Source organism: Micromonospora sp. IBSANI012 (assembly GCF_052814045.1).
Map to the genome: position 1 here is coordinate 999,705 of NZ_CP199933.1, position 16,451 is coordinate 1,016,155.

The 16,451-nt window shown below is 74.8% G+C and carries 10 protein-coding genes; 6 read left to right on the forward strand and 4 right to left on the reverse strand.

Annotation, left to right across the window (positions count from 1 at the left end):
• The first annotated feature begins 104 nt into the window (after positions 1-104).
• The 3 genes from ACTWM8_RS04875 to purE all read left to right on the forward strand — a co-directional run bounded on the left by ACTWM8_RS04875 (position 105) and on the right by purE (position 3,865).
• A complete protein-coding gene (locus ACTWM8_RS04875; protein WP_446212736.1) occupies positions 105-2,141 on the forward strand; it encodes a thioredoxin domain-containing protein in 2,037 nt (678 codons plus the stop codon).
• Between the two features lie 75 nt (positions 2,142-2,216).
• Positions 2,217-3,377, forward strand: a complete 1,161-nt coding sequence (locus ACTWM8_RS04880; protein ID WP_446212737.1) for a 5-(carboxyamino)imidazole ribonucleotide synthase — start codon at positions 2,217-2,219, stop codon at positions 3,375-3,377.
• On the forward strand, positions 3,374-3,865 hold the full coding sequence (gene purE / locus ACTWM8_RS04885; protein ID WP_088963898.1) for a 5-(carboxyamino)imidazole ribonucleotide mutase: 492 nt from the start codon (positions 3,374-3,376) through the stop codon (positions 3,863-3,865). Before ACTWM8_RS04880 ends, purE begins: the two co-directional genes overlap by 4 nt.
• Before the next feature lie 469 nt (positions 3,866-4,334).
• Here the strand turns inward: purE and ACTWM8_RS04890 are convergent, their stop codons facing one another.
• Positions 4,335-9,248 (reverse strand): SCO7613 C-terminal domain-containing membrane protein, encoded by a 4,914-nt coding sequence (locus ACTWM8_RS04890; protein WP_446212738.1) that lies wholly within the window; start codon positions 9,246-9,248, stop codon positions 4,335-4,337.
• Between the two features lie 157 nt (positions 9,249-9,405).
• Positions 9,406-10,833, reverse strand: a complete 1,428-nt coding sequence (locus ACTWM8_RS04895) for a UDP-glucose dehydrogenase family protein (RefSeq protein WP_446212739.1) — start codon at positions 10,831-10,833, stop codon at positions 9,406-9,408.
• Between the two features lie 249 nt (positions 10,834-11,082).
• Between ACTWM8_RS04895 and ACTWM8_RS04900 the strand changes: the two genes are divergently transcribed.
• Complete coding sequence (locus ACTWM8_RS04900; protein ID WP_377604366.1) at positions 11,083-12,246, forward strand: acyl-CoA dehydrogenase family protein; 1,164 nt, start codon at positions 11,083-11,085, stop codon at positions 12,244-12,246.
• A gap of 49 nt (positions 12,247-12,295) precedes the next feature.
• Here the strand turns inward: ACTWM8_RS04900 and ACTWM8_RS04905 are convergent, their stop codons facing one another.
• Positions 12,296-12,961: a hypothetical protein gene (locus ACTWM8_RS04905; RefSeq protein ID WP_446212740.1), complete on the reverse strand. Its 666-nt coding sequence runs from the start codon at positions 12,959-12,961 to the stop codon at positions 12,296-12,298.
• Positions 12,962-12,984: 23 nt separating this feature from the next.
• Between ACTWM8_RS04905 and ACTWM8_RS04910 the strand changes: the two genes are divergently transcribed.
• Positions 12,985-13,503: an acyl-CoA thioesterase gene (locus tag ACTWM8_RS04910; protein ID WP_154939395.1), complete on the forward strand. Its 519-nt coding sequence runs from the start codon at positions 12,985-12,987 to the stop codon at positions 13,501-13,503.
• 199 nt (positions 13,504-13,702) lie between these two features.
• Positions 13,703-15,694 (forward strand): acetoacetate--CoA ligase, encoded by a 1,992-nt coding sequence (locus tag ACTWM8_RS04915; RefSeq protein WP_446212741.1) that lies wholly within the window; start codon positions 13,703-13,705, stop codon positions 15,692-15,694.
• A 43-nt stretch (positions 15,695-15,737) separates the two neighbouring features.
• Here the strand turns inward: ACTWM8_RS04915 and ACTWM8_RS04920 are convergent, their stop codons facing one another.
• Positions 15,738-16,427, reverse strand: coding sequence for a TIGR03089 family protein (locus tag ACTWM8_RS04920; protein WP_446212742.1), 690 nt, complete (start codon positions 16,425-16,427; stop codon positions 15,738-15,740).
• Positions 16,428-16,451 lie beyond the last annotated feature (24 nt).

Sequence of the window (16,451 nt, forward strand, 5' to 3'; positions counted from 1 at the left end):
GCCGGCATGCACAGATATAAATAGATGAAAGTGAACTACGGAAGGCCCCGTGATTGCCGTCGGTCCGACCGGCGCGGGCCCGTCCGGCTGGATATGGTCGTCGGGTGAACCGACTCGCCGACGCGACCTCGCCGTACCTGCTCCAGCACGCCGACAACCCGGTCGACTGGTGGCCCTGGTGCGCCGAGGCGTTCGCGGAGGCGAAGCGGCGGGACGTGCCGGTGCTGATCTCGGTGGGCTACGCGGCCTGCCACTGGTGTCACGTGATGGCGCACGAGTCGTTCGAGAACGAGCAGGTCGGCGCGCTGGTCAACGACGACTTCGTGGCGATCAAGGTGGACCGGGAGGAGCGGCCGGACGTCGACGCGGTCTACATGACCGCCACCCAGGCGATGACCGGGCAGGGCGGCTGGCCGATGACGGTCTTCGCCACCCCCGACGGCACCCCGTTCTTCTGCGGCACGTACTTTCCCCGGGCGAACTTCATCCGGCTGCTCCAGTCGGTCGCCACCGCGTGGCGCGACCAGCGCGAGGCGGTGCTGCGCCAGGGCGCCGCCGTGGTCGAGGCGATCGGCGGCGCCCAGGCCGTCGGCGGCCCGACCGCCCCGCTCACCGCCGAGCTGTTGGACTCCGCCGCCGACCAGCTCTCCCGCGAGTACGACGCGACGAACGGCGGCTTCGGCGGGGCGCCGAAGTTCCCGCCGCACATGAACCTGCTCTTCCTGCTCCGGCACCACCAGCGCACCGGCTCGCCGCGCAGCCTGGAGATCGCCCGGCACACCGCCGAGGCGATGGCCCGGGGCGGCATCCACGACCAGCTCGCCGGCGGCTTCGCCCGCTATTCGGTGGACGCGCACTGGACCGTGCCGCACTTCGAGAAGATGCTCTACGACAACGCCCTGCTGCTGCGGTGCTACGCCCAGCTCTGGCGGCTCACCGGCGACCGGATGGCCCGGCGGGTGGCCCGGGACACCGCCCGGTTCCTCGCCGACGAGCTGCACCGGCCGGGGGAGGGCTTCGCCTCCGCACTGGACGCCGACACCGAGGGCGTCGAGGGGCTGACCTACGCCTGGACTCCGGCCCAGCTCGTCGAGGCGCTCGGCGAGGAGGACGGCCGCTGGGCCGCCGACCTCTTCGAGGTCACCGAGGAGGGCACCTTCGAGCACGGCACGAGCGTGCTGCGGCTGGCCCGGGACGTCGACGACGTCGACCCGGCGATCCGGGCCCGCTGGCGGGACGTCGTCGGCCGGCTGCTGGTCGCCCGGGACACCCGCCCGCAGCCAACCCGCGACGACAAGGTGGTGGCCGCCTGGAACGGCCTGGCGATCACCGCGATCGCCGAGTTCCTCCGGGTCGCCGCCCTCTACGCCTCGCCCGACGACGAGGACGCCAACCTGATGGAGGGCGTCACCATCGTCGCCGACGGCGCGATGCGCGACGCCGCTGAGCACCTGGCCGCCGTGCACATCGTGGACGGGCGGCTGCGCCGGGCGTCCCGGGACAAGGTGGTGGGCGAGCCGGCCGGCGTGCTGGAGGACTACGGCTGCGTGGCCGAGGCGTTCTGCGCGATGCACCAGCTCACCGGCGAGGGGCGCTGGCTGGAGCTGGCCGGCGGGCTGCTCGACGTGGCCCTGGCCCGGTTCGCCGCCCCCGACGGCGGCTTCTACGACACCGCCGACGACGCCGAGCAGCTGGTCGCCCGGCCGGCCGACCCGACCGACAACGCCACCCCGTCGGGGCGCTCGGCGATCGTGGCGGCGCTGGTGGCGTACGCGGCGCTGACCGGGGAGAGCCGGTATCGGGAGGCGGCCGAGGCGGCGCTGGCCACCGTCGCGCCGATCGTGGCGCGGCACGCCCGCTTCACCGGCTACGCGGCGACGGTGGGGGAGGCGCTGCTGTCCGGGCCGTACGAGATCGCGGTGGCCACCGACGACGCGGTGGGTGATCCGCTGGTGGCCGCCGCTGTGCGGCACGCCCCGCCGGGCGCGGTGGTGGTGGCGGGTCGGCCCGACCAGCCGGGGGTGCCGCTGCTCGCGGACCGGCCGCTGGTCGACGGGCGGCCCACCGCGTACGTCTGCCGGGGTTTCGTCTGCCAGCGGCCGGTGACCTCCGTCGACGACCTGGTCGCCCAGCTCGGCTGATGCCCGGATTCGATCTGGCGGGCCGGCGCCCCTCGCGGCGGTGATCGCCGGCGGCCCGGATAGGCTGGCGGCGCTATGGATTCCCGTACCGGTCTGCCCGTCGTCGGCATGGTGGGCGGAGGCCAGCTGGCCCGGATGACCCACCAGGCCGCCATCGCCCTCGGCCAGTCACTGCGCGTGCTGGCGCTCGCCCCGGACGACGGCGCCGCCCTGGTCGCCTCCGACGTCCAGTACGGCGACCACACCGACCTCTCCGCGCTGCGCACCTTCGCCAAGGGCTGCGACGTGGTCACCTTCGACCACGAGCACGTGCCCACCGAGCACATCCGCGCCCTCGCCGCCGAGGGCGTGAAGCTCTTCCCGGCCGCCGACGCGCTGCTGCACGCGCAGGACAAGCGGATCATGCGGGAGCGCCTCGGTGCACTGGGCGCTCCGAACCCGGCCTGGCGGCCGGTCGCCGAGCCCGCTGACCTGGTCGCCTTCGGCGAGGAGAACGGCTGGCCGGTGGTGCTGAAGGCCGCCCGCGGCGGCTACGACGGCCGGGGCGTCTGGATGGTCGACGACCCGACCCGGGCCGTCGAACTGACCGCGACGCTGCTCGCCGGCGGCACCTCGCTGATCGTCGAGGAGCGGGTGGCGCTGCGTCGGGAACTGGCCGTGCAGGTGGCTCGCTCGCCGTTCGGGCAGGTGGCCGCGTACCCGGTGGTGGAGACCGTGCAGCGGGACGGGATCTGCGTCGAGGTGCTCGCCCCCGCGCCCGACCTGTCGGAGGAGCTGGCGCTCGCCGCCCAGCAGCTCGCCATCGACCTGGCCACGGCGCTCGGCGTGGTCGGCCTGCTGGCGGTGGAGCTGTTCCAGACCGACGCCGGCCTGGTCGTCAACGAGCTGGCCATGCGGCCGCACAACTCGGGGCACTGGACCATCGAGGGTGCCCGCACCTCGCAGTTCGAGCAGCACCTGCGGGCCGTGCTCGACTACCCGATGGGGGACACCTCGCTGACCGCGCCGGTGGTGGTGATGGCGAACGTGCTCGGCGGCGAGCCGGGCGGCATCTCCATCGACGAGCGGCTGCACCACCTCTTCGCCGCCGAGCCGGGCGCCAAGGTCCACCTGTACGGCAAGCAGGTGCGGCCGGGCCGCAAGATCGGGCACGTCACGGTGCTCGGCAACGACCTGGACGACGTACGGGCGCGGGCGGCGCGGGCCGCTTCCTGGCTGCGGGAGGGGCAGGCGTGAGCACCGTCGGGCTGATCATGGGCAGCGACTCGGACTGGCCGGTCATGAAGGCCGCCGCCGAGGCGCTGGACGAGTTCGGGGTGCCCTACGAGGTGGGCGTCGTCTCCGCCCACCGCACCCCGGTCAAGATGATCGAGTACGGCCGTTCCGCCGCCGACCGTGGCGTCAAGGTGATCATCGCCGGGGCGGGCGGCGCGGCCCACCTGCCCGGCATGGTCGCCTCGGTGACCCCACTGCCGGTGATCGGCGTGCCGGTGCCGTTGAAGCACCTCGACGGGATGGACTCCCTGCTCTCCATCGTGCAGATGCCGGCCGGGGTGCCGGTGGCCACCGTATCGATCGGCAACGCCCGCAACGCGGGCCTCCTCGCCGTTCGCATCCTGGCTGCCTCGGACCCGGCGCTGCTGAAGCGGATGACCGCCTTCCAGGCGAGCCTGGAGGAGATGGTGGCCGAGAAGGACGCCGCCCTCCGCGCCTCCCTCGCCTGACCGCTCCACACGACGACGGCGCTCACCGTCGGTGATCCCAGGCGTCATCACGCAACGTGTCGGCTGTGCCGCCCCCCGGATCCCAGGTTCGCTCCCTTTGCTCTGCTGCCCCACAAGCAACACCACCTTGAACAGCCGAAACGCGATACGCCCGCGGGCCAGCCGCTCGACGGGCCGTCACTCGGCGTGACTGTTGCGTGGAGCGCAGCAGAGCAAAGGCGCTGCGGGGTGTGGCTTGGGTCGGAGTTGACGTCACCGCTGGTAGCCGCGGCTCCTGATCACGCGGGGGATCGACCGAGCCGCCCGGCGGCGACCGGCGACCGGCACCGGCACCGGCACCGGCACCGGCACCGGCATCGTCCCGGCCGGGACAAGGCCCCCCGCACCAGGCTCGGCAACCAGTTCGTGACACGCGACCACCCGGCACGCTCTGCGCAACACGGCAGTCACGCCACAGGGACCCTCCGATTCACCTCATGCCGCGCAGCGCGGTCTGCAACCGCTCCTGGGCGCGGCGGCGGCGCTCGTTGCTCGCGCCGAGCACCAGCAGCACCACGCCGACCGGGATCAGCACCAGCCACGGGCCGAGGCTGAACAGCGCGTGCACCGCGGCGATCGCGGTGACGGTGGCGCCGACGATCACCGGTGCCTGCTGCCGGCTCGTGGTGCCGAAGATCAGCACCGCCACCGCGCCGAGCAGCAGCAGCACCTGCCGCAGCATGCTGGACTCGGTCGCCAGCACGATCGCCAGGGTCGGCACGAACGCGGTGACCAGCGCCGGCCCGTACGCCACCCAGCTCGACAGGTCCGACCGGTGTCGCAGCTCCAGCACCCCGACCAGCAGGGCGAGCGCCGCGAACGGCAGCGTGTACGCCTCCGGCAGCGCCACGTCGGCGACCCGCATCAGGATCCACCAGGCGGTGATCTCGCAGGCCACCACCGCCCAGAACAGGATCTGCCGTTCCAGCGGGCGGCGCCCCGGCCGGCTCGCGGCCACCCCGAGCACGGCGCCCCAGGCGGCCAGCAGGGCGGCGATGTGCCGGGGCGAGTCGTAGGCCAGCGCCAGGGCGATCAGCGCGGCCGCGTACCCGGTCCACTCCACGGTGGCCGCCTCGGGCTGCGCCTCGGGGCGGCGCAGCCTCGGCAGGGTCGCCCCGAGCACCTGCAACGCCGCGCCGACCGCCAGCACCCCGAACGCCGACCAGACGGCGGCGAGCCCGGCGACCAGCCCGGCGGTGAGCACGAAGAGCTGCGCCATCAGCGAGGCGAAGAGCCAGCCGAGGATGCGCGCCCGCTGGGTGGTGCCGTACAGCGCCGCGACGGCGCCGACGCCCACCGCGCCGCCCAGCGTGAACAGGGTCAGGCCCTGGGTGCCGAGGCTGCCGGCCAGCCCGGCGCCGCCGCCGGCCAGCCCGATCACGAAGACCAGCACCCGGGTCACCCGCAGCGACCGGGCCGGCTCGGCCAGCGGCGGGGGCGGGGTCAACGCGAGCCCGAGCATCGAGATGGTGAAGACCGCGAGTGCCGCCAGGGCGCTCTCCGGCCAGGCGTGGCCGAGCGCCACCGGGGTGATCAGCAGGGTCACCGCCAGCCCCGGCAGGACCACCGGCACGGCCCGCGCGCGGCGCCCGCCGCTGAGCCCGGTGGCCGCCAGCGCCGCGGTCGCGGTGAGCAGCAGCGCGGTCAGCACGTGGGTCGGGTCGACCGCCTCCGGGGGCGGGGTGAGCAGCTCCGGCGGCGGCCCCTGCCAGATCCGGGAGAGCATCCGGTGCGGCTCCACCAGGGCGATGTAGAGCAGCGGCGCGAGCGAGGCCAGGGCCAGCGCCGTCGGCAGCGCCGCCGCGGCGAAGGCGCCGACGGCCGGGCTGATGCGCCAGCGGCGTCGGGTGCCGTCGTCCGGCAGCCGGCGCAGCGCGCCGTCCAGCAGCACGGCCCACCGGCGTACCGGCTGGGCCGAGCCGACCGGCGGGACGGTGGCCGCCCGGACCAGCTCGGCGAGCACCCCGAGCAGCGCCGCCGCGGCGGCGTACACCCCGGAGGGGAGGTGGGCGAAGATGGCGGCCAGCGCGCTGACCGTCGCGCCGCCGACGATCGCCGCGCTCGCGTACGGCAGGTACTGCGGCACCTGGCGGCGGACCGCGGCGACCCCGGCCAGCCCGATGCTGGACGCCGCCAGCGCGCCGGTCAGCACCACCTGGGCCGAGTGACCGAACTCGGCGGCCAGCGCGGCGACCGCGCCCGGCAGCGCCAGCAGGGCCGCCCCGGCCGCCGCGCCGCCGATCCGCACCAGGTGCGGCGGCATCCCCTCGGTCTCCACGTCCTCCGCCAGCGACGGGGCGAGCCCCCGGGCCAGCGCCGCGACGACCAGGCCGATCAGCGCGATGGCGGCCAGCGCCAGCGCGGTGGTCCACGGTCGGACCAGCCCGGCCGCCGCCGCGTGCAGCGCCACCGCACCGGCCGCGACCGCCCGGGAGAGCCCCGCGCGCGGGTCGGCCGAGGCCACCGCCGCCATCCCGAGGACGGTGGCGACCATCGTCCCGACCAGCACCGGCGACCACCAGGGCAGGTCGAACGCGGCCGGCGCCCCGATGGTGGCGAGCACGACCGCCGCGCCGGCGATGTCGTACTTCCAGGGCGGCGGAAGCAGGATCCCGGCCGCCGTGCCGAGCATCGCCAGCGCCACCGGGGCCTGCCAGGTGGCGCCGCCGGTGGGCGCGGCCGGCCAGCCGGTGAGGTCACCGGCCCAGATCGGGCCGGGCGTGGCGAGCACGCCGACCCCGCCGCGCAGGGCCGACCAGCCGGCGAGCAGGCCGATCAGGGTGCCGCCGACGGCGATCCCGAGCACCGGCCCGCGGCGCCACTCCTCGGGCATCGCCCGGGCGGCGACGGCGACCAGCAGCACCAGCGCGGCGGCCACCGCGAGCTGCCCGCCGGCGGAGATCACCGCCGCGATCCGGGCCAGCGTGGCGATCAGCGCGGCGGTGACCGCCGCGGCGGCCAGGTCGGAGCCGTCGAGGGCGAGGTCGGACCGGCGACCCGCGTCGATCCGCGGGGCGAGCAGCAGCAGCACGGTGGCGACCAGCAGCAGCCCGCCCACCCAGGCGTCGGCGGCGGTGGTGCCGGGGGCGCCGAAGGCGGCGGCGACGACCGCGAGCGCGCCGAGCGCCGTGCCGGCCGCGTGCGGCAGGGCGATGTGTCGCTGGGAGACCTGCACCATGGCCGCGTAGCCCAGCGTGACGCAGACGGCGAGGAAGCCGGCGGCCAGGATCGGGACGGTGAGCTCGCGCAGCAGCGCCGGGGTGGGCGCCGGGACGGCCGGTTCGGTGGCGGCGACGAAGGCGGCCACCGCGCCCGGCAGCGCGAACGACGCCCCGCCGGCCGCCCAGCCGGAGAGCGTGTCGGCCGCCGCCGGGGTGATCCGCACCCGGGGCGCGAGCGCGACCAGCACCCCCGCCACGACGAGGGTGACCAACGCCGCCGCGGTCAGCGCGGGCCGGCTCAGCGCGGCCCCGGCGCCGATCACGCCCACCACCGTCGCGGTGACGGCGTGCACCAGCGCGGCGCGGGTGGTGCCGGCGGAGAGGCCGAGCACCCCGATGCCGACCGCGGCCAGCACCATCGGCCACGGCGCGGCCGCCCAGCCGAGCCCGAGGGAGGCCGGCACGGCGAGCGCCGTCAGCCCCGCGCCGACCACGGCGAACTCGCGGCGGATCTCGGGAGGCAGGGCGAGCACCGCCGCGACGGTCAGCAGCAGGGCGCTGGCGGCCAACTGCCAGGCCGCCGGGCCGACCGCCGCCGCCAGCTCGCCGGGGAACCGGGTCAGATCGGCGTTCCAGGCCGGCAGGGCCGCGCGGGCCGGGGCCAGGCCGGCGCGCAGGGCGCCGCCGGCGACGACCACCCCGCTGACCGTGAGCGCCGCCGCGGCGGCGAACTGCGGCCCGCGCCGGGCCGCCTCCGGTACGGCCCGCACGGCCAGCCCGGTGAGCGTGATGACGGCGGCAATCAGCAGCAGCGCCCGGCCGGGGTAGGCGACCGAGGCGATCCGGCCCAGCGCCCCGATGACGGCCAGCGTCATGATGCCGGCGGCCACGTCGGGCAGCGGCGGTCGCCGCAGCACCAGCGCGCCGGCCAGGCCCACCGCCGCGGCCAGCAGCAGCGCCGCGCCGGCCACCGTGGCCGCCGGTACGGTGGCCGCCCGCAGCAGCGCGGTGACCGCGTACGCCAGGGCGAGCGCCACCGCCGCGCCGTGCAGCAGCCAGGTCACCTGGGGCAGCCAGGGCACCGGCCGGACGACCTCGCCCGGCGTCGGGGCGGCCGCCCCGCCGAGCACCTCGCCGGCCTCCTCGGGCGCCGCCTCGGGCCGGCCCTCGGTGGCGGTGCGCTGCCGGGGCGCGGTCGGCGCGGTCGGCAGGTCGACCGGCAGGTCGCGGCGGACCGGGCGTTCCAGCAGCAGCGACGAGCGGGCCAGCCAGAGGTCGAGCACGGCGACGACGGTCAGCGCCAACGCCCACCCGCCGGGGCCGGTGATCCGGTCGTACGCCAGCAGCGGTACCACCGGTTGGGCGGCGAGCACGGCGGCGAAGCGGGGGGCGCGCAGGCCGGTGCCCCGGGCGTACCCGAGGGCGACGGCGGCGGTGACCGCGAAGATCACCCCGGAGAAGACCGCGCCGGAGGCGCCGCCGGCGCCGATCCGGTCCACCGCCCACAGTGCGTACCCGGCCAGTGGCACCAGCAGCAGGCCGACCGTGGAGATCGTCTCGGCGGTCGAGGTGAGCCCGCGCCGGGCGAGCACGGGCGGGGCGAGCAGCAGCAGCACGGTGGCGACGAGCAGGATGCCCAGCCGGGCGAGGGCGTCCATCGAGCTGGTCGCGACGGCGGCGAAGACCACCGCGGCCACGGCCAGCAGCAGCGCGCCGAGCCCGAGCGGGATGTTCTGCACCTCGCGGGAGGACGCCTCCGGCGGGTGCTCCGGATCGTCGGCGTCCAGCCAGGTGGCGGTGGCGCGCGGGGGTGGCGGCGGACCGTCGTCGGACCCGGGCGGTGCGGCGCCCTGCCGGGGCACCCGGGGCGGGGCGCCGGTGGCGGCGGTCGGGGGTCGGCGCCCCGGCTTGCGGCGCAGCACCCGGCGCGGGCGGGTGGCCTGCCTGGTCCGCTCCTCACCGGCGTGGGCGAGGATGTCGCGCTGGAAGAGGGCGGCCTGCATCTTGGCGGCGATCTGCCGCTGCTCGGCGAGGATGGCCGCCTCGCGCGCCTTCATCTCCGCGATGGACCGCTCGATCTCGGCCAGGTGGTCCCGCCACTGCGGCTGCTCGGCGCCGCAGTGCGGGCAACGGGCGGCCGGCTGTATCTGCCGCCCGCACGAGGAGCACTGAAAGCTCTCCACGACACCCCTCCACCCGGCCGGCCCGCACTGTGGACCTCCAGTGTCGAGCATGCCCTGCCCCGGCGCGGATTTCGACACCTGGCGCTGGCGATTCGGCACAACGACGAGCGTCGGCCGGGAAGCTATGCTTCCCGGCCGGCGCGTCGGCGCGTAGCCGTCAGGGGCGGCCCATGCCGCGGTATTCCCAGCCGGCCTGGGTCCACAGTGTGGAGTCGAGGCAGTTGCGCCCGTCGACCACCTTGCGTCCGGCGGCCAGCTCGCCGAGGACGACCGGGTCGGCGTTGCGGAAGTCGGCCCACTCGGTGAGCACGCAGACCAGGTCGGCGCCGGTCACCGCGTCGTTCATGCTGGCCTCGTAGGTCAGCTCGGGGGCCACCCGGCGGGCGTTCTCGGTGCCCTGCGGGTCGTACACGTGCACGTCCGCGCCGGACTTGGCCAGCAGGGCGGCGACGGCGAGCGCCGGGGCGTCGCGGACGTCGTCGGTGTTGGGCTTGAAGGTGGCGCCCAGCACGGCGATCCGGGTGCCGGAGAAGTCCGGGCCGGCCGGGCCGGAGCGGCGGCCGAGCAGGTCGGCGGCGAGCTGGAGGACCCGGGTACGGCGGCGGAGGTTGATCAGGTCCACCTCGTGCAGGAAGCGCAGCGCCTCGCCGGCGCCCAGCTCCTGCGCCCGGGCCTGGAAGGCGCGGATGTCCTTGGGCAGGCAGGCGCCGCCGAAGCCGAGCCCGGCCTGGAGGAACCGGTTGCCGATGCGCGGGTCGTACCCGATGGCCCGGGCCAGCTGGGTGACGTCGCCGCCGGCGGCCTCGCAGACCTCGGCCATCGCGTTGATGAAGGAGATCTTGGTGGCCAGGAAGGCGTTCGCGGCGACCTTGACCAGCTCTGCGGTGGCGAAGTCGGTGACCACCAGGGGCACCTCGCGGTCCTCGGTGGCGGCCAGGTCGAAGACGCCCTTGTGGGCGGCGTAGAGCATGCCGTTGGCCCACTCGGTCTTGACGCCGACCACGATCCGGTTGGGGCGCAGCACGTCGTCGACGGCGAAGCCCTCCTGGAGGAACTCGGGGCTCCAGGCCACCTCGACGCCCAGGTCGTTGGGGGTGTGCTTGCCGACGAGCTGCTCCACCCACTCGGCGGTGCCGACCGGGACGGTGGACTTGCCGACGATCAGCGCCTTGCGGGTCAGGTGCTGGGCCAGGCTGGTCACCGACGCCTCGACGTACGACAGGTCGGCGCCCATCCCGTCGGCGCGCTGCGGGGTGCCCACGCAGATGAAGTGCACGTCGCCGAAGTCGGCGACCTCGCCGATGTCGGTGCTGAACCGCAGCCGACCGGCGGCGAGGTTGCGCCGGAGCAGCTCGTCCAGGCCCGGCTCGTGGATCGGGACCTCGCCCGCGTTCAGCTTGGCGATCTTGTCCGCGTCGACGTCGAAGCCGAGGACCTCGTAACCCAGCTCGGCGTAGCAGATGGCGTACGTCGCGCCGAGGTAACCGGTCCCGAGGAAGGTCACCCGCGGTCGCGGGGCACCCGAGGGCGGCGTCACCGGGGTGATGGCCGGCACCGGCTGGATGTTCGGGTACGGGATCGTCACGCCTGTCTTCTCCGCTCGCACTGGCGGCGCGTCGCTGCGTCGCGTTCGGCTGGGGCGCCATGGCCGGCGCCGAGGGAACTTTGTCGTCTTGTGTGAGGGTAGTTGTGCCGTGTCGACGCCTGTCGTGCGCGAGCCTACCCGCCGGTAAGGTCCGGTCGGACCTGGTAGCTATCCTTCACTCTGCGGCAGTCGGCGGACCTTCAAAACGCCACAGACTGCGCATGATAGCGGTGAAAGGGGAGGGCCGACATGGCCGCAGAGCAGTCGTTCGACGTCTACCGGTTGCCGGAGGAGCACGAGGCGATCCGGGAGGCGGTCCGTGAGGTCTGTGCCGCGAAGGTGGCCCCCAACGCCGCCGAGGCGGACGAGACCGGTGAGTTCCCCAAGGCGTCCTACGACGCGCTGCGGGCCGCGGACTTCCACGCCCCGCACATCCCCGTCGAGTACGGCGGCGCCGGCGCGGACGCGCTGGCCACGGCCATCGTGATCGAGGAGGTGGCGCGGGCCTGCGCCTCGTCCTCGCTGATCCCGGCGGTGAACAAGCTCGGCACCATGCCGCTGATCCTGGCCGGTTCCGAGGAGCTCAAGCAGAAGTACCTGACCCGGGTCGCCTCGGGCGACGCGATGTTCTCGTACTGCCTCTCCGAGCCGGAGGCGGGCAGCGACGCCGCGTCGATGACCACCCGGGCGGTGCGCGACGGCGACCACTGGGTGCTCAACGGCGTGAAGCGGTGGATCACCAACGCGGGCGTGTCGGAGTACTACACCGTCTTCGCTGTGACCGATCCCACAGCCCGCTCCCGGGGCATCTCCGCCTTCGTGGTGGAGAAGGCCGACGCCGGGGTCAGCTTCGGCGCGCCGGAGAAGAAGCTCGGCATCAAGGGCTCCCCGACCCGCGAGGTCTACCTCGACAACGTCCGGATCCCGGCCGACCGCATGATCGGCGCCGAGGGCACCGGCTTCGCCACCGCGATGAAGACCCTGGACCACACCCGGGTCACCATCGCCGCGCAGGCCGTCGGCATCGCCCAGGGCGCGCTCGACTACGCCAAGGGATACGTCAGCGAGCGCAAGCAGTTCGGCAAGGCGATCGCGGAGTTCCAGGGCATCCAGTTCATGCTCGCCGACATGGGCATGAAGCTGGAGGCGGCCCGGCAGCTCACGTACGCCGCCGCCGGCAAGTCCGAGCGCGGCGACGCCGACCTGACCTACTTCGGCGCGGCGGCCAAGTGCTTCGCCTCCGACGCCGCCATGGAGATCACCACCGATGCGGTGCAGCTGCTCGGCGGCTACGGCTACACCCGCGACTACCCGGTCGAGCGGATGATGCGGGACGCCAAGATCACCCAGATCTACGAGGGCACCAACCAGGTGCAGCGCATCGTGATGGCCCGTCAGCTCCTCAAGGGCTGACGACGACCGGTCGGGCGGGCGGGCCGGTTCGCCGGCCCGCCCGCGGCCGTCAACGGTTGTCGGTGCTGTCGCTCGCGGCCCCGTAGCGGGGCGGCGCGGTCCACGGCGACTCCGTGCCGCTGCGCCGGGGCAGCGGCTCGGTGGGGGTGCCCAGGTCCGGGTAGCCGAGGGTGAGCGGGGCGGTGTCCTGCTCGCTCCGCGCCCCGGACGGCGGCCAGTCGCCGAGCGTGAAGGTGTTCTCCGGCGGTGTGCCGTCGGCCGGGGTCAGCTCCGCCCCGGTCGACGGCGCCGCCGGCCACTGTCGCCACCGCTGCACGCTGAAGGTCGCCATCAGCAGCAGCAGGCCGATCAGGAACAGCGTGCCGTTCCGCACCGGCTGGTCCAGCGGCAGCGGGTCCCCGAGTACCTTCCAGCCGTCCGGAATCTTGTCGAGCACGGTGAACGGGGCGATGAACATCCCCACGTACGGGATGACCAGCAGCAGCCCGGCGACGAGGGGGCCGAGCGGCGAGATGCGCAGGGTGCCGAGCAGACCGAGCAGGATGCCGGCGACGCCGAGGTAGACGGCCGGCTCGATCAGGTTGGGCGTGCTGTACGTACCGATCTCCACCCAGCGGTTCACGGTCCGACCCGACCCGTCCTGCCCGAGAGTGATCAGCACCCAGGTGATGGGCGCCACCACCAACCCGGCGAGGAAGCTCCAGAGATGTCGCATCCGCGCACCGTACCGTTTCCTCCATGACCGAGCACCCCTCCGCCGCCCCGCCGGGCAAGCCCACCTCGTACTCCCGGGTCACGTTGAGCCGCATCATGACCGCCGTCGACGTCAACCTCTACGGGACGGTGCATGGCGGGGTGCTGATGAAGTTCGTCGACGACGTGGCCGGGGCCGCCGCGGCGCGGCACAGCGGGGGCACCGCCGTGACCGCGGCCATCGACGAGATCGTCTTCTCCGAGGCGGTCCGGGTCGGCGACCTGGTGCACGCGCACGCCCAGGTGAACTGGACCGGGCAGACCTCGATGGAGGTGGGCGTCCGGGTGGTCGCCGAGCGCTGGGACTCGGCCGAGGACGAGCCGGTCCGGGTGGCCACCGCGTACCTGGTCTTCGTCGGCGTCGACGTGGGCGGCGCGCCCCGGGCGGTCCGGCCGGTGCTGCCGGAGACCCTGGAGGACGAGCGCCGGTTCCGGGAGGCGGAGATCCGCCGGGCGCACCGGCTGGCCCGGCGCCGGGCCATCCAGGCGCACCGGGCCGGCTGAGGCGTCCCGCCCGTCCCGCCCGTCCCGCCCGTCCCGCCCGTCCCGGTGCGGGGCGACCCACACAGGTGGCCGGTCCGGCGTGTGGGCCGGCCACGCCCCCTCACCGGCGCCGGGTGCGGAGAATGACGCTTCGAGGTAGGGCAAGATGGCGCCACGGCCCATTCACAGTGTGGTGCGGGGCCCGAGGGAGGGTGGAGCAGTGGGTGACGTGCTGTGGACGCCGCCGGCGGACGTACTCCAGCGGTCGCGGATCGGGAACTACCTGCGCTGGCTGCGTGAGCACCGCGGGCTGGACTTCGCCGACTACGACGAGCTGTGGCGCTGGTCGGTCGACGACCTGGCCGCGTTCTGGCGCTCGGTCTGGGACCACTTCGAGGTCGTCGCGCACACCCCGCCGACGGCGACCCTGACCGACCCGGCGATGCCGGGCACCCGCTGGTTTCCCGGAGCCACGCTCAACTACGCCGAGAACGTGCTGCGGATGCCGGGCCGCTCGGACGACGACCCGGTGGTGATCGCGCACGGCCAGACCCGCGCGCCGGTCACCCTCACCGCCGCGCAGCTGCGCGAGCAGGTCCGCCGGGTGGCGGCCGGGCTGCGCCGGCTCGGCGTGGTCGCCGGGGACCGGGTGGCCGCGTACGCCCCGAACATCCCCGAGACGTACGTGCTGCTGCTCGCCACCAGCAGCCTCGGCGCGATCTTCTCCTCCTGCGCGCCCGAGTTCGGCACCCGCAGCGTCACTGACCGCTGGCAGCAGATCGAGCCGAAGGTGCTGGTGGCCGTGGACGGCTACCGGTACGGCGACAAGCCGGTGGACCGGCGCGGCGAGGTGGCCGCCATCCGGGCCGCGCTGCCCTCGCTGGAGCACACCGTCGGCATCGCCTACCTCGACCCGGCGGGCGCCCCGCCGGTGGGGGCGCTGGCCTGGAACGAGCTGGCGGCGGAGACCGACGAGCCGCTGTCGTTCACCCCGGTGCCGTTCGACCACCCGCTCTACGTGCTCTACTCCTCCGGCACCACCGGCCTGCCCAAGCCGATCGTGCACGGGCACGGGGGCATCCTGCTGGAGCACCTGAAGATGCTCGCCCTGCATCACGACCTGGGCCCGGCCGACCGGTTCTTCTGGTTCACCACCACCGGCTGGATGATGTGGAACTTCCTGGTCTCCGCGCCGGCGGTGGGCGCGACGATCGTGCTCTTCGACGGCAACCCGGGCCACCCCGACCTGGGTGCGCTCTGGCGGCTGGCCGAGGAGACCGGCACGACGTACTTCGGCACCTCGGCGCCGTTCCTGCTGGCCTGCCGCAAGGCCGGCCTGGTGCCCCGGGAGATCGCCGACCTCTCCGCGCTGCGCGGGGTCGGTTCGACCGGCGCGCCGCTGCCCGCCGAGGGCTTCACCTGGGTGTACGAGACGGTCGGCGAGCGCCCCCAGCTCCAGTCCCTCTCCGGCGGCACGGACGTCTGCACCGGGTTCGTCGGCGGGGTGCCGCTGCTGCCGGTGCACGCCGGTGAGATCACCTGCCGGGCCCTCGGCGCGCGGGTGGAGGCCCGCTCCGCCGACGGCACCCCGGTCATCGGCGAGCTGGGCGAGCTGGTGATCACCGCGCCGATGCCGAGCATGCCGGTGGGCTTCTGGAACGACCCGGACGGCCGCCGCTACCGGGAGGCGTACTTCGAGGTCTACCCCGGGGTGTGGCGGCACGGCGACTGGATCACGATCAACGACCGGGGCGGCTGCGTCATCACCGGCCGCTCGGACGCCACCCTGAACCGGGGCGGCGTCCGGCTCGGCACCGCCGAGTTCTACTCGGTGGTCGAGGGGCTGGACGAGGTCGTCGACTCGGTGGTCGTGCACCTGGAGGACGACGAGGGCGGCGCCGGCGAGCTGCTGCTCTTCGTGGTCCTCGCCGAGGGTCTGGAGCTGGACGACGCGCTGCGCCGGAAGATCTGCCGCGAGCTGCGTACCGCCCTGTCGCCCCGGCACGTCCCGGACGAGATCCACCAGGTCCGCGCCGTGCCGCGCACGCTGTCAGCGAAGAAGCTGGAGGTGCCGGTCAAGAAGATCCTCACCGGCACCCCGGTGGACTCGGCCGCCGCCAAGGGCGCCCTGGCCAACCCCGAGTCGCTGACCGCCTTCGCCACCTTCGCCCAGCGCCGCGCCAGCGACCACGACACCCCCACCCCCGCCTGACCCGCCCCGCACCGCGCCCGCCGGCGCGGTCGCGGGGCCCGGCTCAGCCGACGATCCGGGTCACCTTCTCGGACGCCACCCGGCCGTCGAGCCGGGTGGCGTCGAGGTTGCCGCAGAGGACGACGCTGGCACCCCGCTCCAGCGGGGCGAGCAGCCAGTCGACCGGGTCGGGGTGCCGGGCGGCGTCGACCAGGAGGCGGTCGCCGGGGGCGATGCACAGCTCTGTCGCGCGGTCGGTCGCCCGGGCCAGCAGCGCCGCGTCGCCCGGGCCACCCTGCGAGTACGGCGTGAAGTGGTCGCCGTGGGTGCGTACCTCGACCACGTAGTCGGCGAAACCGGCCGGCACCGCGCGCAGCGGGGCGGCGAACGGAGCGAGCGCGAGGGCGTACCGGTCCCCGGCCGGCCAGGCGGTCGCCTCGGCGACCCGGTCGGCGGCGGCGAAGAGCACGTCCACGTCGCCCGGCGTGTCGGCCACCGTCACTCCCGCCGACCAGCAGCCCAGCAGCACCGCGGCGGTCTGCCAGTGTGGCGGGAGCAGCACCGCGGCGGCGTCGCCGGGGGAGAGGGCGAGCTCGTCGACGAGCAGGTTGGCGGTCTTGGCCACCCAGTTCGCCAGGGTCGCGCCGGACAGTTCGGTGCGTTCGCCGGTGGCGTCGTCGTACCAGGTCAGCAGGGGGCGGGCGGGGTCGGTCGCGATCGCGTCGGCGAAGACCCGGGCAATGTTCTCGGCCATCGGCGCGAACGATACGCCGCCGAG

Coding starts and splice junctions, on each gene's coding strand:
- ACTWM8_RS04880 (WP_446212737.1), top strand. CDS start 2,217: ATGGATTCCCGTACCGGTCTGCCCGTCGTCGGCATGGTGGGCGGAGGC.
- ACTWM8_RS04900 (WP_377604366.1), top strand. CDS start 11,083: ATGGCCGCAGAGCAGTCGTTCGACGTCTACCGGTTGCCGGAGGAGCAC.
- ACTWM8_RS04905 (WP_446212740.1), bottom strand. CDS start 12,961: ATGCGACATCTCTGGAGCTTCCTCGCCGGGTTGGTGGTGGCGCCCATC.
- ACTWM8_RS04910 (WP_154939395.1), top strand. CDS start 12,985: ATGACCGAGCACCCCTCCGCCGCCCCGCCGGGCAAGCCCACCTCGTAC.
- ACTWM8_RS04920 (WP_446212742.1), bottom strand. CDS start 16,427: ATGGCCGAGAACATTGCCCGGGTCTTCGCCGACGCGATCGCGACCGAC.